Source organism: Nocardioides ganghwensis (assembly GCF_014779655.1).
Classification (GTDB): Bacteria; Actinomycetota; Actinomycetes; order Propionibacteriales; family Nocardioidaceae; genus Nocardioides; species Nocardioides ganghwensis.
Genome location: NZ_JACXYX010000012.1, coordinates 60180 through 73650 on the forward strand (window position 1 = coordinate 60180; position 13471 = coordinate 73650).

Genomic DNA, 13471 nt, shown 5'->3' on the forward strand with positions numbered 1-13471 from the left:
TCACGCTTGGGTAAGCAATGGAGGTTGTGGAACTTGTGGTCACGCTCGCGGTGGTGGCCGGCGACGCTCGCCGGGCAGTTCCTCGTGCTGCAGCTCACCGTGCTGCTGGTCGTGGTGGTCGTCGCCAGCATCGTGTCGGTGCAGCAGAGCGACGCTGACTTCCGTGAGACCCGTGGCGCCCGGATGCGCGCCCAGGCGGAGTCGTTGGCCAACATCCCAGCCGTCCGTGATCCCTACCTGGACGGCCAGGTCGCCGAGCGGCGGGCATCGCTGACGTCCTACACCCAGCAGGTGCGCACCAGGGCCCAGGCCAGCGGCGTCTACCTCACCGACCCGGACGGCGTCGTCCTCGTCAGCAGCGACTTCGGCGGCCGCGAACGACGCATCGACCTCGACGACAGCACGGTGCAGCAGCTGCGCACCTGGACCGGGGACGTCGACGACTTCGGCACGCCGTCGATCGCCGCGCAGGTACCGATCATCGACGACGACGGCGAGCTCGCCGGCATCGCGATGGTGGCCGAGGAGTACCCCACGTGGGGCGAGCGTGCCCGCAGCGTGCTGCCCGACCTGCTGACCTTCGCGGGCCTCGGTCTCGGACTCGGCGTGGCCGGCTCGTTCCTGCTGTCGCGCCTGATCCGGCGGCGTACGCGCGGACTGGAACCGGCGGCCATCGCCGCGCTCGCCGACCAGCGCGAGGCGCTGCTGCACTCGATCCGCGAGGGGGTCGTCGCGGTCGCCGACGACGGCACCGTGACGGTGCTGAGCGACAGCGCCCGCGAGCTCATCGGACTCGAGGGCGACGTCGAGGGCCGTCGGGTCGACGACCTCGACCTCGACCCGGCGGTCCGGGAGCTGCTCGCCGACGACGTGGAGATCCGCGACCACGTCGTCGTGCTCGGGGAGCGGGTGCTGGTCGTCAACCGGAACCCGGTCGTCGAGCGCGGCCGCAGGGTCGCGTCGGTGACCACGCTGCGCGACCGCACCGAGCTGCTTGCCCTCCAGAGCGAGCTGAGCGCGCGCGAGTCGATCACCAACACCCTGCGCGCCCAGACCCACGAGTTCCACAACCAGCTCCACACGATCTCGGGGCTCGTGCAGCTCGGTGAGTACGACGAGGTGTCCCGGCTCGTCGGCACCCTCAGCCGGCGCCGCCGCGAGATCTCAGACGCCGTGACGGCGCACGTCGAGGACCCTGCTGTCGCGGCGCTCCTGATCGCCAAGACCAGCCTTGCCGCCGAGCGCGGTGTCGACCTCGTGATGGCCGCCGACTGCGATCTCCCGCGACTCGACCCCGAGGCGTCCACCGACGTCGGCACCGTGCTCGGCAACCTCGTCGACAACGCCGTCGACGCGTCGGTGTCCGTCGGCGGCGCGAGCGTCGAGGTCGACCTGCGCCTCGTCGGCGACGACGCCGTGCACCTGTCGGTCGCCGACACCGGACCGGGCGTGCCGCCGGAGCTGGTCGGGCAGATCTTCCGGCGGGGGTGGAGCTCCAAGGCGGCGACGGCGGAGGGCCGGGGTGTCGGACTGGCGCTGGTGCAGGTGGTCTGCGAGCGTCGGGGCGGCTCCGTGACCGTCCGCCCCGGACCGGACGGCACGGGCGCGGTGTTCGAGGCGCGGCTCCCCGGAGTGGGAGCAGGAGTGGAGGCGCGATGACGGGACCGGCCGACGCGGTGAAGGTGCTGGTCGTCGACGACGACTTCATGGTCGCCCGCATCCACACGCAGTTCGTCGAGCGGACCGAGGGGTTCGTCGTCGTCGGGGTCGCCAGCAGCGGCCAGGCGGCCCTCGACGACGTCGCGCGACTGCGGCCGGACCTCGTCCTGCTCGACGTGCACCTGCCCGACATGACGGGCATCGACGTGCTGCGCAGGCTCCGCGCCGCCGGCGACGACGTGGGCGTCCTCGTGGTCACCGCCGCCCGCGAGGCCGACACCGTCCGCGCCGCAGCGTCCGGGGGAGCGGTGCACTACCTCGTCAAGCCGTTCGACTACGAGGACCTGCGCGTACGCCTGGAGGCGTTCCGGGCGGCGCGGCTGGCGTTGTCCGGGGCGGGCGCACCCGGCCAGCAGGACATCGACGCCGTCTTCGGTGCGGCCGTCGCACCGGCTCCTGCCGCGAGCCTGCCCAAGGGCCTGAGTCCCGAGACGGCCGACGCGGTGCTGTCGTCCCTGCGCGGGAGCGGTGAGCTCTCGGCGGCGGAGTGCGCCGACCTGGTCGGGATCTCGCGGGTCTCGGCGCGGCGCTACCTCGAGCACTTCGTCGCCCGTGGGTCGGCGACCGTACGACTGCAGTACGGCGGGGCGGGCCGACCCGAGCGCCGCTACCGCGCAGGCGGCTCCTGAGGCCGGTCACGGCGGTGTCCGTTTTCCGCTGGTGCGGCGTGCCCCGGACTGACAGGCTCGGGGCATGACGCCGACCGGACACCTCGACACCGACGCGTGCTACCGCGCGGTCCGGAGCCGGGACCGCCGCTTCGACGGCGTGTTCTACACCGCGGTGCGCACGACCGGCATCTACTGCCGGCCGTCGTGCCCGGCCCGGACCCCCGCCGTCGGCAACGTGACCTTCCACCCCACCGCGGCCAGTGCGCACGCCGCCGGCTATCGCGCCTGCAAGCGCTGCCTGCCCGACGCGACACCCGGCAGCCCGGAGTGGGACGTCGCCGCCGACGTCGCGGGCCGCGCGATGCGGCTCATCGCCGACGGCCTCGTGGACCGCGAGGGGGTCGAGGGCCTCGCCCGTCGCATCGGCTACACCCCGCGCCACCTCGGCCGGCTGCTCACCCAGGAGCTCGGTGCCGCGCCGCTCGCGCTGGCGCGCGCCCGTCGCGCCCAGAGCGCCCGGGTCCTCATCGAGACCACCGACCTCCCGCTGACGGACGTCGCGTTCGCCGCGGGCTTCGCCAGCGTGCGCCAGTTCAACGAGACCCTGCGCGAGATCTACGCCGCCTCGCCGAGCGAGCTGCGCGGGCGGCGCACGGGCGCCCCGAGCGCCGGGGCCGTCACCATGCGCCTGCCCGTGCGCACGCCGTTCGCCGGTCGACGGCTGCTCGACTTCCTCGCCTTCCACCTCGTGCCGGGCGTCGAGGTCGCCGGTCCGGGGTGGTACGCCCGCACCCTCGACCTGCCCCACGGGGCGGGCACCGTACGGCTCGAGCTCGCCGACCTCGCCGAGGGCGGCACCGGGTTCGTCACGGCGGAGTTCCGCCTCGACGACCTGCGCGACACCGCGGCCGCCAGCGAGCGCGTACGCCGCCTGCTCGACGCCGACTGCGACCCGCGCGCGGTCGACGAGCACCTGCGAGCCGACCCCGTCCTCGGCGTCCTCGTCCGCGCGACACCGGGCCTGCGCGTGCCGGGCCAGGTCGACGGGGACGAGACCGCGATCCGCACCGTCATCGGCCAGCAGGTCAGTGTCACGGGCGCGCGCACCGTCGCGGGCCGGATCGTGGCGGAGCACGGCAGGGCCGTCGCGACGACCGTGCCGGGCCTGACCCGCCTCTTCCCCGACGCCGCGACGCTCGCCGCGGTCGACCCGGCCACGCTGCCGATGCCGCGCGCCCGGGGCCGTGCCCTCGTCGGCCTCGCCGCGGCGCTGGCAGACGGCCGGGTCCTGCTCGACCGGGGTCCCGACCGCGACGACGTACGCCGCGCGCTGCTGGAGCTGCCCGGGATCGGCCCCTGGACGGCCGACTACGTGGCGATGCGCGCGCTCGGGCACCCCGACGTCTTCCTGCCGACGGACCTGGCGGTGCGCCGGGTCCTGGCCGACCTCGGCGGCGACCCCGACCCCGCCGGCTGGCGGCCGTGGCGCTCGTACGCCCTGATGCACCTGTGGAACACCCTGATGCCCGACACGCCCGAGCCCACCGGCTCACCGGAGGAGAACTGACATGTGGACCGTGATGCCCTCGCCCGTGGGCGACCTGCGCATCGTCGAGCGGGACGGCTCGATCGTGGCGATCGAGTTCTCGCCGTTCCTGCCCCCGTCCGACGGCCGCCCGCTCGGCGCCCGGTCCGACGACGAGCCCGTGCTCGCCGAGGCCGTACGCCAGCTCACGGCGTACTTCGACCGCGAGCTCACCGACTTCGACCTGCCGCTCGCGCCCACCGGCACGGACTTCCAGCGTCGCGTGTGGAGCCAGCTGGCGCAGATCGGCTACGGCGAGACCGCGTCCTACGGCGAGGTCGCCGGACGGCTCGGCATGACCAACGCCGCCTCGCGTGCGGTGGGGCTGGCCAACGGCCGCAACCCCATCCCCATCGTCGTGCCGTGCCACCGCGTCATCGGCGCCAACGGCACCCTCACCGGGTACGCCGGTGGGCTCGAGCGCAAGCAGCAGCTCCTCGAGCTGGAGCAGGACGCGCTGTTCTAGGTCTCGTCGGGCCCGCGCCGGCCGTCCGGACGGTGAGCCGTGCCGCCGACTGCCGCCCCCACCCCGGCAGGCAGGAAGACCAGGCCGGCGGTCCAGACGGCAAGGAAGGCATCGAACCGCACGCGCTCGGCCAGGCTCATGCTGTCGTCGGCCTCGATCGTCGCAAGACCGAGCAGCCAGAGCAGCCCGAACGCCATGGCCACGATCGCCCAAGTCGCCGCAGTCGGCCCCGCGCCCCGACGCCTGCCGTCGACGTTCGCCCATGCGAAGCTGACGAGCACGACGAGGCCGAAGCCGATCAGGCCCGCGCCGATGTTCGCCCCACCGCCGTCGTCCGGGAAGAGGATGGGGTTGGCAGCGTAGTAGCCGGTCAGGGCGGCACCCATCACGACCAGGCGGACAACGACTCGGACGGCGATGACGACGGCGGGATGTCCCATGTCGCCAGCCTGCCCCTCGTTGCTGCGAGACGACACCGCCGGCGTACTCAGGCCGCGATCAGCGCGGATTACTCCGAGGCGGCCCGCCGCAGCGACTCCGAGAGCCGGTCGGCCGCGGCGAGGACCGCGGGCGCGTGCATCCGGCCGGGCTGGCGCGAGAGCCGCTCGAGGGGGCCGGAGACCGACACCGCGGCGATGACCTTGCCGCCGGGGGAGCGGACCGGGGCCGAGACCGAGGCGACGCCCTGCTCGCGCTCGCCGACCGACTGGGACCAGCCGCGGCGGCGGATGCCCGAGAGCGCCGTCGCGGAGAACGCGGCGTTCTGGAGGCCGCGGTGCATCCGCTCCGGGTCCTCCCAGGCGAGCAGGATCTGGGCGGCCGAGCCGGCGTTCATGGTGAGCTGCGAGCCGACCGGGATCGTGTCGCGCAGGCCCGACGGGCGCTCGGCGGCGGCGACGCACACGCGGTGCTCGCCCTGCCGGCGCCAGAGCTGAGCCGACTCGCCGGTGATGTCGCGCAATCGGGCCAGGACCGGGCCGGCAGCCGCCAGCAGGCGGTCCTCGCCGGCCGCAGCGGAGAGCTCCGCGAGGCGCGGGCCCAGCACGAAGCGACCCTGCATGTCGCGGGCCACGAGACGGTGGTGCTCGAGCGCGACCGCGAGGCGGTGCGCGGTCGGTCGGGCCAGCCCGGTGCCGGCCACCAGCCCGGCCAGCGTGGCCGGTCCGGCCTCGAGGGCCGCGAGCACGAGAGCGGCCTTGTCCAGCACTCCGACACCAGATCCGTTGTCCATATGCCGATATTCTCATCTCAGAGAGTGGGATGCAAGATGTAGCGTCGTCCCACCGCAATGCAGCAGAAGGAGTTTGTGTCATGGGCAAGACCCTGTCCGAGAAGGTCTGGGACGAGCACGTCGTCCGGAGCGCCCCCGGAGAGCCCGACCTGCTCTACATCGACCTCCACCTCCTCCACGAGGTGACCTCGCCGCAGGCCTTCGACGGCCTGCGCCTCGCCAACCGTACGGTGCGCCGCCCCGACCTCACGCTGGCGACCGAGGACCACAACGTCCCGACCGTCGACTGGGACAAGCCGATCGCCGACCCGGTGAGCCGCACGCAGGTCGAGACGCTGCGCAAGAACTGCGCCGACTTCGGCGTACGACTCCACCCGCTCGGCGACGTCGAGCAGGGCATCGTCCACGTCGTCGGTCCGCAGCTCGGTCTGACCCAGCCGGGCATGACCATCGTGTGCGGCGACTCGCACACCTCCACGCACGGCGCGTTCGGCGCGATCGCCTTCGGCATCGGCACCTCCGAGGTCGAGCACGTCCTGGCCACGCAGACGCTGACGCAGGCCCGGCCCAAGACCATGGCCGTCACCGTCAACGGCAGCCTGCCCGAGGGCGTCACCGCCAAGGACCTCGTCCTCACCCTGATCACCCACACCGGCACCGGCGGCGGCCAGGGCTACATCGTCGAGTACCGCGGCCAGGCCATCGAGGAGCTCTCGATGGAGGGCCGGATGACCGTGTGCAACATGTCGATCGAGTGGGGCGCCAAGGCTGGCCTGATCGCCCCCGACCAGACGACCTTCGACTACATCGAGGGCAAGCCGGAGGCCCCGAAGGGCGCCGACTGGGACGCCGCGGTCGCGCACTGGAAGACGCTGCGCACCGACGACGACGCCGTCTTCGACAAGGAGATCGAGCTCGACGCGTCCACGATGACGCCGTTCGTCACGTGGGGCACCAACCCCGGCCAGGGCGCACCCCTCGGCGCCTCCGTGCCGAGCCCGGACGACTTCGACGAGCCCAACGACAAGGTCGCGACCGAGAAGGCCCTCCAGTACATGGGTCTCGAGGCCGGCACCCCGCTGCGCGAGGTCAAGGTCGACACCGTCTTCGTCGGCTCCTGCACCAACGGCCGCATCGAGGACCTGCGCCTGGCCGCGTCGATCCTCGAGGGCCGTACGGTCGCCGCCGACACCCGCCTGCTCGTGGTGCCCGGCTCGGTGCGCGTACGCCTCCAGGCCGAGGCGGAGGGACTGGACAAGGTCTTCATCGCCGCCGGTGCCGAGTGGCGCGGCGCGGGGTGCTCGATGTGCCTGGGCATGAACCCCGACCAGCTCGCACCCGGCGAGCGGAGCGCGTCGACGTCCAACCGCAACTTCGAGGGCCGGCAGGGCAAGGGCGGTCGTACGCATCTCGTGTCCGTCCCCGTCGCCGCCGCGACGGCGGTGCGCGGCACCCTCTCGTCCCCTGCCGACCTCACGCCGATCGGAGCCTGACCATGGACAAGTTCACCACCCACACCGGCGTCGGCGTCCCGCTCAAGCGCAGCAACGTCGACACCGACCAGATCATCCCGGCCGTCTACCTCAAGCGCGTGACGCGCACCGGCTTCGAGGACGGGCTGTTCGCCGCCTGGCGCAACGACCCCGACTTCGTGCTCAACAACCCCACCTACGCCGGCGGTTCCGTGCTCGTCGCGGGTCCCGACTTCGGGACTGGCAGCTCGCGCGAGCACGCCGTGTGGGCGTTGCAGAACTACGGCTTCAAGGTCGTCATCTCCTCGCGCTTCGCCGACATCTTCCGGGGCAACTCCGGCAAGGCCGGCCTGCTCGCGGCGCAGGTCGACGAGAAGGTCGTGCAGCGCCTGTGGGACTGGCTCGAGGACAACCCTGGCGGCGAGATCACCGTCGACCTGGAGAGCCGTACGGTCCGCGCAGGCGCCGGCGAGGACGCCGTCGAGGACTCCTTCGACATCGACGACTACACGCGCTGGCGGCTCCTCGAGGGCCTCGACGACATCGGGATCACGCTCTCGCACGACGACACGATCACCGCCTTCGAGGTGGGACGGCCGGGCTGGAAGCCCGTCACCGCCTGAAAAACCCCTACAAACAGGGGCTTTGGTGATTGTTCTCACCCTTCCATGTGCCTAGCGTGCCTTGGAGAGTCGAGCACGAGCTCGGCGCCAGGTTCATTGGGAAGGGAAGCTAGTGAACAAGTCAGAGCTCATCGACGCGCTCGCCGCGCGTTACGAGGGGAACCGCAAGCAGGCGGCCCACGCACTGGAGTCGGTGCTCGACACCATCACCCGTGAGGTCGCCAAGGGCGAGAAGGTCGCGATCACGGGCTTCGGCTCCTTCGAGAAGGCCGTCCGCAACGCGCGCTGGGTGCGCAACCCGCAGACGGGCGAGCGGATGAAGTCCAAGAAGAAGGCCGTGCCGAAGTTCTCCGCCGGCAAGGAGCTCAAGGACGTCATCTCGGGTGCGAAGAAGCTCCCGAAGCTGACCGCCGCCACCATGCCCAAGCCGCCCGGCGTACGAGCCGCGGCCGCCGCCGTCGCCAGCGCCACCGGCAAGAAGGCCGCCCCGGCGAAGTCGACGGCGTCCAAGTCGGCGGCGCCGGCGAAGAAGGCGACCGCCACGAAGTCCGCCCCGGCGAAGAAGGCGGCCCCCGCCAAGAAGACCGCCGCCAAGAAGTCGGCGCCGGCCAAGAAGACGACGGCCGCCAAGAAGTCGACGTCGGCCTCCGCCGCCACCGCCGCCAAGAAGACGACGGCCAAGAAGACCGCACCGGCCAAGACTGCCGCCGCCAAGAAGGCGCCCGCCAAGAAGGCACCGGCCAAGAAGGCGCCGGCCAAGAAGACCGCCAAGAAGTCCTGAGCCGCGGGCTCGGAGCAGAGGGCGGGTCACCCCAGCGGGGTGGCCCGCCCTTCGCATGCACGCGAGGTGTGGGGCCCGACGCCCGCGAGCAGTGCGGCGTCGAGGTCGGCGAGGTCGTCGACGTCCGTACGCACGCTGGTGGCGGCGGTGCCCGCCTCGACGGCGCCGGCGCCGCGGTGGCGCGCGGCCGACTCCACGCCGAAGCGGGGGTCGAAGTGCTCGACGGGCGCGGCGTACAGGGTCGTGCCGGTGCCGGCGCGGTCGGGCACGAACGCGGACCGTCCGGCAGCCACGTGCCAGGCCACCTCTCGGAGCACCGTCGCGAGCTCGACCGGCCGAACCCCGGGCAGGTCCGCGCACAGGGCGACCGGCACCGCGCCCGGCCAGCGACGCGCGACCTCGGCGACGGCCTGGACGAGGGTCGCGTTGAGGTCCTCGCTGGTCCCGTCGGGCATCACCTCGCAGCCGAGCGCGCGCATCGAGGACGCCAGCCGGAAGTCGTCGGTGACGACCAGCACGGCCTCCACGCCGGGCGTCGCCGCGGCTGCCTGCGCGGTGTCGAGCGCGAACGCCTCCGCCACGTCGCGGCGTGCCGGGTCGCTCAGCCCGGCCAGGCGGGACTTGCCGACGGCAGGCGGCTTGACGGGCACGACGACCACGCACCGGGGCGGGACGGACGCGGGCGGCGGGGGAGCGGGCATCGGAGCAACCATCGCGGCGATTCTCCCATCCCCGACCAGCGTGCCGGTGGGGTCCGCGCACCGGGGTGACCGAGTAGCCTGCTCGCGACGCAGGGAGCGTCCGGGCACGGCCCGCGGGAGATCTGGTCGAGAGGGAGACGGTGCGCGTCAGGAAGCTGGAGCAGCCGCGCGGCTGGGCGATGACCGTCGCGGCGGCCATCCTCAAGCCCACCCTGCTCTCGGCCACGTCGCGCACGTGGATCGACGGGGAGAAGATCCCCGCCACCGGCGGGTGCATCGTCGCGATCAACCACATCTCGCACGTGGACCCGTTGCTGTCGGCGCACTTCGTGTACGACCACGGCCGGCTCCCGCGCTACCTCGCCAAGTCGAGCCTCTTCACCAACAAGTACCTCGGCGGGTTCCTGACCTCCGCCGGCCAGATCCCTGTCGAGCGGCTGACGCGCAACGCGATCGGCGCGTACGACGCCGCGGTGCGCGCGATCGGCGACGGCGAGTGCATCGTGATCTATCCCGAGGGCACCCTCACCCGCGACCCGGACCTCTGGCCGATGAAGGGCAAGACGGGTGCCGCCCGGATCGCCCTCGCCACCGGCTGCCCGGTCATCCCGGTCGGGCAGTGGGGCGCACAGGAGGTGCTGCCGCCCTACACCAAGCGGCCGCACCTGGTCCCGCGCAAGAACATCGTGATGAAGGCGGGCGACCCCGTGCCGCTCGACGACCTGGTCGCCAGACCACCGTCGGCCGAGACGACGGCGCAGGCCACCGAACGGATCATGTCGGCCATCACCGCACTCGTCGCCGACATCCGTCACGAGCCGGCCCCGGACCGGCGCTACGACCCGCGTGCCAGCGGGGTGCGCGAGATCGGCAACCCCTACGACGAACGCCACCGAACGAAGAGGAAGCGCAGCCGATGACCAAGATCGCAGTCTTCAGTGCCGGATCGTGGGGCACCGCGTTCTCGCTCGTGCTCGCCGACGCCGGCAACGACGTGTCGCTGTGGGCCCGGCGCGACGAGGTCGTGGAGGCGATCAACGAACGCCGGGAGAACACCGACTACCTCCCCGGCATCGAGCTGCCGCCGTCGATCACGGCGTCCACCGATCCCGAGCAGGTCGCGGCCGACGCCGACGTCGTGGTGCTCACGGTGCCGTCGCAGAGCCTGCGCGAGAACCTCACTGCCTGGGCCCCGGTCCTGCCGGAGAAGGCGACGCTGGTGTCGCTGATGAAGGGTGTCGAGCTCGGCTCCCTGATGCGGATGAGCGAGGTGATCCAGGAGGTCACCGACGCCTCCGCCGACCGGATCGCCGTCGTCAGCGGACCCAACCTCGCGCGCGAGATCGCCCGCCGTGAGCCGGCCGCCTCCGTGGTCGCCTGCCTCGACGAGGAGCGAGCCAAGCACATCCAGGCCATCACCCACGGCCCGTCGTGGAGGCCCTACACCTCGGTGGACGTCCTCGGCTGCGAGATCGGAGGGGCCTACAAGAACGTCGTGGGCCTCGCCGTCGGAATGGCCGTCGGGCTGGGCTTCGGCGACAACACGACGGCCTCGGTCATCACCCGCGGCCTCGCCGAGACCGCCCGACTCGCGACCGCGCAGGGCGCGAACCCGCTGACGCTGATGGGTCTCGCCGGCCTCGGTGACCTGGTCGCCACCTGCTCCTCGCCCCTGTCGCGCAACCGCACCTTCGGCGAGCGGCTCGGCCAGGGAATGACCACCGAGGAGATCTACGCCTCGACCCGCCAGGTCGCCGAGGGCGCGAAGTCCTGCAAGTCGCTGCTCGAGCTGGCCCGCCGTACGGGCGTCGACGCCCCGATCGCCGAGGCGGTCGACGCCGTCGTCGACGGCAAGATGACCGCGCTCGACATGATGAACTCCTTCATCGCCCGCGACACCAAGGCCGAGATGGGCTAGGTCTGCCGGTGGTCGAGCGGCCTCAGCCCGATGCCGGCACTGGTGTGCACGCGCCGACGGTCCCGCTCGCGACCTCCGCCGACACCGAGGAGCTCGTCCCCTCCACCACCCGCTGCCCCTCGCGCTCCGCGACCTCGGCGAGCTCGTCCTGCGTCATCGCCTCGACCGACAGGACCATCACGAAGGTCTCGCCGTCACGCACCGCGCCGGGTGGCAGCGTCACGCGCACCAGGTCCTCGCCGATCGACAGCGACAGGCCCACCTCACGCGCGACCTCGGTGAAGCGCCCCTCGGCGCACTGCTGCAGCTCCGGCAGGTACGTGATGTCGGCGGCGATGCCGCGGTCCTCGAGGGCCCGCTCGAGCCCAGCGGCGTCCTCGGGTCGGTTGACCTGCACCTCGACCTCGCCGGCGTTGCCCTCCTGCACGGAGTACGCCGGCGTGGTGCCGAGCCCGGGCACCAGGACGACGCCGACCACCGTGGCAGCGGCGACGCCCGCCGCGATGGCGAGGGCGCGACGGTGCGTACGCCCGGGAGCGGGGACGGCCTCGGTGGCCGTCGCGGTGGCGACCTCGCGCCGGAGCTCGGCGAGCAGCCGGGTCTCGTACGTGTCGAGCTGGGTGTTCATGCGATCACCTCGAAGGGGCTGGGGAGGACGTCCTTGAGCCGGGCGCGGGCCCGGTGGTAGCGGACCCGGGCGTTGCCGGCGGAGATGCCGAGTGCCTGCGCCGCCTCGGCGAGGCTGAGGCCGTCGACGGCGACGAGCTCGACGACGGCGCGCTGGTTGTCGGGCAGTGACGCCAGCGAGACGTAGAGCTCGCGGGCCAGGCGCTCACCGTCGATGCGGTCCGAGAGCAGCTCGGTGGAGTGGTCGTCGAGAAGTGCACGGCCACTGATGCGGGCGTTCGCGCGTGACTCGCGGGCCCGTCGCCGGTGGTGGTCGGCGACGGCGTTGCGCGAGATCCCCGCGAGCCAGGCCGAGGGGTTGCCGAGGTCCTCGCGATAGCCGGCGGCACCGTCGACCACTGCGAGGAAGATGTCGGCCGTCAGGTCCGCTGCGGCGTGCGGGTCGTCGACGCGGCGCGCGACGAAGCGACGCACCCACGGCAGGTGCTCGCGGTAGAACGACTCGAAGGCGTCGGGGTCCCGGCCGATGGCGGGGATGTCCGAGGGGGTCTCCATGCCAGTTCTTCGCCCCATGGTGCCGAAGCGTTACACCCGGCGCGTGTCCACGCCGACACGGCGCGCGCACGCGCGGCGGACTCGCGTCAGCCGACGCACCCGTCGAGCGCGGCGCGCAGGTCCTCCCAGAGGTCCTCGACGTCCTCGATGCCGACCGACAGCCGGACCAGCCCGTCGGGGATCGTCGCGGCCTCCGCCTTCCAGCGACGCCGGCGCTCGAGGCTCGACTCCACGCCGCCGAGGGAGGTGGCGTGCACCCACACGCGCGTCTTGCGGCTGAGCAGGTCGGCGGCCATCTCGCCCTGGGCGAGCACGATGCTGACGATCCCGCCGAAGCCGGGGTAGCGCACCTCGGAGAGGGCCGGGTGCTCACCGAGGCGGCGTACGAGCTCCTGGGCGTTTGCCTGGGAGCGTTCGACGCGCAGGTGGAGCGTCCGCAGGCCGCGCAGCGTGAGCCACGCCTCGAACGGGCCGGGGATCGCACCGACCAGGTCGCGCCGCCCCTTGAGCACGGTCCAGAGCTCGTCGTCGCGGGTCACGATGGCGCCCATCTGCACGTCGGAGTGGCCGGCGAGGTACTTGGTCGCGGAGTGCACGACGAGGTCCACGTCGTCCTCGAGCGGCCGCTGCAGCAGGGGAGTGGCGAAGGTGTTGTCGACGACGACGTACGCCCCGGCCTCGTGCGCCGCGGCGGTGATCGTGGGGATGTCGGCGATCTCCAGCGCGGGGTTGGTCGGCGACTCGAGCCACACCAGGGCCGCGCCGTCGCACGCCTTGACGACGGCATCGGTGTCGGTGATGTCGACCATCTCGGCCGTCAGGCGGCCGCGGGACTCGAGGTCGGCGAGCTGCATGATCGTGCCGGTGTAGGCGTGCTTGGGCACCACGACCCTGCCCTCCTTGCCGACCAGGTCGAGGACGGTGGCCACGGCCGCGAGGCCGGAGGCGAAGGTCAGGCACCGGCCGCCCTCGAGTGCGCCGAGGGCGTCCTCGAGCGCCGTCCACGTGGGGTTGCCGTAGCGGCCGTACTCCACCTCGCCGCCGGCGACGTAGGTCGCCGCCATCGTGATCGGGGTGTTGAGCGGGGCGTCTGGCTCCCGGTCCGGGCGCCCGGCCGTGACGGCGATGGTGCCGGGCCGGAGGGACGAGGTCGGGGACGGGTCTGCAGCCATGCTCGCCAGC

General features: G+C 72.7%; 15 protein-coding genes. 9 read left to right on the forward strand and 6 right to left on the reverse strand.

Features of this window, described 5'->3' with window-relative positions:
• Positions 1 to 33: 33 nt before the first annotated feature.
• From IEZ24_RS14470 to IEZ24_RS14485, 4 genes are all read left to right on the forward strand, one after another.
• Positions 34 to 1659 (forward strand): sensor histidine kinase, encoded by a 1626-nt coding sequence (locus tag IEZ24_RS14470; RefSeq protein ID WP_207206772.1) that lies wholly within the window; start codon positions 34 to 36, stop codon positions 1657 to 1659.
• Positions 1656 to 2348, forward strand: a complete 693-nt coding sequence (locus IEZ24_RS14475) for a response regulator (RefSeq protein ID WP_129454688.1) — start codon at positions 1656 to 1658, stop codon at positions 2346 to 2348. The genes IEZ24_RS14470 and IEZ24_RS14475 overlap by 4 nt, the downstream gene beginning before the upstream one ends.
• A gap of 64 nt (positions 2349 to 2412) precedes the next feature.
• On the forward strand, positions 2413 to 3897 hold the full coding sequence (locus IEZ24_RS14480) for an AlkA N-terminal domain-containing protein (protein ID WP_129454689.1): 1485 nt from the start codon (positions 2413 to 2415) through the stop codon (positions 3895 to 3897).
• Position 3898: 1 nt separating this feature from the next.
• Positions 3899 to 4381 carry a methylated-DNA--[protein]-cysteine S-methyltransferase gene (locus IEZ24_RS14485; protein ID WP_129454690.1) on the forward strand — a complete coding sequence of 161 codons (483 nt, stop codon included), beginning with the start codon at positions 3899 to 3901 and terminating at the stop codon, positions 4379 to 4381.
• On the opposite strand, the gene IEZ24_RS14490 is transcribed toward IEZ24_RS14485, so the two are convergent.
• A complete protein-coding gene (locus IEZ24_RS14490; protein WP_129454691.1) occupies positions 4378 to 4821 on the reverse strand; it encodes a hypothetical protein in 444 nt (147 codons plus the stop codon). The two genes, IEZ24_RS14485 and IEZ24_RS14490, sit on opposite strands and share 4 nt — an antisense overlap.
• A gap of 68 nt (positions 4822 to 4889) precedes the next feature.
• Positions 4890 to 5612 (reverse strand): IclR family transcriptional regulator, encoded by a 723-nt coding sequence (locus IEZ24_RS14495; protein WP_090972091.1) that lies wholly within the window; start codon positions 5610 to 5612, stop codon positions 4890 to 4892.
• Between the two features lie 80 nt (positions 5613 to 5692).
• Here IEZ24_RS14495 and leuC point away from each other — a divergent pair, with 80 nt between their 5' ends.
• The 3 genes from leuC to IEZ24_RS14510 all read left to right on the forward strand — a co-directional run bounded on the left by leuC (position 5693) and on the right by IEZ24_RS14510 (position 8488).
• A complete protein-coding gene (gene leuC, locus IEZ24_RS14500) occupies positions 5693 to 7105 on the forward strand; it encodes a 3-isopropylmalate dehydratase large subunit (RefSeq protein WP_129454692.1) in 1413 nt (470 codons plus the stop codon).
• Positions 7106 to 7107: 2 nt separating this feature from the next.
• A complete protein-coding gene (gene leuD, locus IEZ24_RS14505) occupies positions 7108 to 7707 on the forward strand; it encodes a 3-isopropylmalate dehydratase small subunit (RefSeq protein ID WP_129454693.1) in 600 nt (199 codons plus the stop codon).
• A gap of 112 nt (positions 7708 to 7819) precedes the next feature.
• Entirely contained in the window at positions 7820 to 8488 is a 669-nt protein-coding gene (locus tag IEZ24_RS14510; protein WP_129454694.1) for an HU family DNA-binding protein, read from the forward strand.
• Positions 8489 to 8514: 26 nt separating this feature from the next.
• Here the strand turns inward: IEZ24_RS14510 and cofC are convergent, their stop codons facing one another.
• Positions 8515 to 9201 (reverse strand): 2-phospho-L-lactate guanylyltransferase, encoded by a 687-nt coding sequence (cofC, locus tag IEZ24_RS14515; protein WP_224745356.1) that lies wholly within the window; start codon positions 9199 to 9201, stop codon positions 8515 to 8517.
• A 128-nt stretch (positions 9202 to 9329) separates the two neighbouring features.
• On the opposite strand from cofC, the gene IEZ24_RS14520 reads away from it, so the two are divergent.
• Both IEZ24_RS14520 and IEZ24_RS14525 read left to right on the forward strand, forming a co-directional pair.
• Positions 9330 to 10109 carry a lysophospholipid acyltransferase family protein gene (locus IEZ24_RS14520; RefSeq protein ID WP_129454695.1) on the forward strand — a complete coding sequence of 260 codons (780 nt, stop codon included), beginning with the start codon at positions 9330 to 9332 and terminating at the stop codon, positions 10107 to 10109.
• On the forward strand, positions 10106 to 11107 hold the full coding sequence (locus IEZ24_RS14525; protein ID WP_129454696.1) for an NAD(P)H-dependent glycerol-3-phosphate dehydrogenase: 1002 nt from the start codon (positions 10106 to 10108) through the stop codon (positions 11105 to 11107). The genes IEZ24_RS14520 and IEZ24_RS14525 overlap by 4 nt, the downstream gene beginning before the upstream one ends.
• Before the next feature lie 22 nt (positions 11108 to 11129).
• Here IEZ24_RS14525 and IEZ24_RS14530 read toward each other — a convergent pair whose 3' ends face one another.
• The 3 genes from IEZ24_RS14530 to IEZ24_RS14540 form a co-directional block, all read right to left on the reverse strand.
• Positions 11130 to 11735, reverse strand: a complete 606-nt coding sequence (locus IEZ24_RS14530) for a hypothetical protein (protein ID WP_129454697.1) — start codon at positions 11733 to 11735, stop codon at positions 11130 to 11132.
• Positions 11732 to 12289, reverse strand: a complete 558-nt coding sequence (locus IEZ24_RS14535; RefSeq protein ID WP_129454698.1) for an RNA polymerase sigma factor — start codon at positions 12287 to 12289, stop codon at positions 11732 to 11734. The genes IEZ24_RS14530 and IEZ24_RS14535 overlap by 4 nt, the downstream gene beginning before the upstream one ends.
• Before the next feature lie 86 nt (positions 12290 to 12375).
• Positions 12376 to 13461: a trans-sulfuration enzyme family protein gene (locus IEZ24_RS14540; RefSeq protein ID WP_129454699.1), complete on the reverse strand. Its 1086-nt coding sequence runs from the start codon at positions 13459 to 13461 to the stop codon at positions 12376 to 12378.
• Positions 13462 to 13471: the final 10 nt, after the last annotated feature.

What these genes read in the sequence shown, in the direction of transcription:
- IEZ24_RS14475 (WP_129454688.1), top strand. Translation starts at nt 1,656, where the DNA reads ATGACGGGACCGGCCGACGCGGTGAAGGTGCTGGTCGTCGACGACGAC.
- IEZ24_RS14480 (WP_129454689.1), top strand. Translation starts at nt 2,413, where the DNA reads ATGACGCCGACCGGACACCTCGACACCGACGCGTGCTACCGCGCGGTC.
- IEZ24_RS14485 (WP_129454690.1), top strand. Translation starts at nt 3,899, where the DNA reads ATGTGGACCGTGATGCCCTCGCCCGTGGGCGACCTGCGCATCGTCGAG.
- IEZ24_RS14490 (WP_129454691.1), bottom strand. Translation starts at nt 4,821, where the DNA reads ATGGGACATCCCGCCGTCGTCATCGCCGTCCGAGTCGTTGTCCGCCTG.
- IEZ24_RS14495 (WP_090972091.1), bottom strand. Translation starts at nt 5,612, where the DNA reads ATGGACAACGGATCTGGTGTCGGAGTGCTGGACAAGGCCGCTCTCGTG.
- leuC (WP_129454692.1), top strand. Translation starts at nt 5,693, where the DNA reads ATGGGCAAGACCCTGTCCGAGAAGGTCTGGGACGAGCACGTCGTCCGG.
- leuD (WP_129454693.1), top strand. Translation starts at nt 7,108, where the DNA reads ATGGACAAGTTCACCACCCACACCGGCGTCGGCGTCCCGCTCAAGCGC.
- cofC (WP_224745356.1), bottom strand. Translation starts at nt 9,201, where the DNA reads ATGGTTGCTCCGATGCCCGCTCCCCCGCCGCCCGCGTCCGTCCCGCCC.
- IEZ24_RS14525 (WP_129454696.1), top strand. Translation starts at nt 10,106, where the DNA reads ATGACCAAGATCGCAGTCTTCAGTGCCGGATCGTGGGGCACCGCGTTC.
- IEZ24_RS14530 (WP_129454697.1), bottom strand. Translation starts at nt 11,735, where the DNA reads ATGAACACCCAGCTCGACACGTACGAGACCCGGCTGCTCGCCGAGCTC.
- IEZ24_RS14535 (WP_129454698.1), bottom strand. Translation starts at nt 12,289, where the DNA reads ATGGAGACCCCCTCGGACATCCCCGCCATCGGCCGGGACCCCGACGCC.
- IEZ24_RS14540 (WP_129454699.1), bottom strand. Translation starts at nt 13,461, where the DNA reads ATGGCTGCAGACCCGTCCCCGACCTCGTCCCTCCGGCCCGGCACCATC.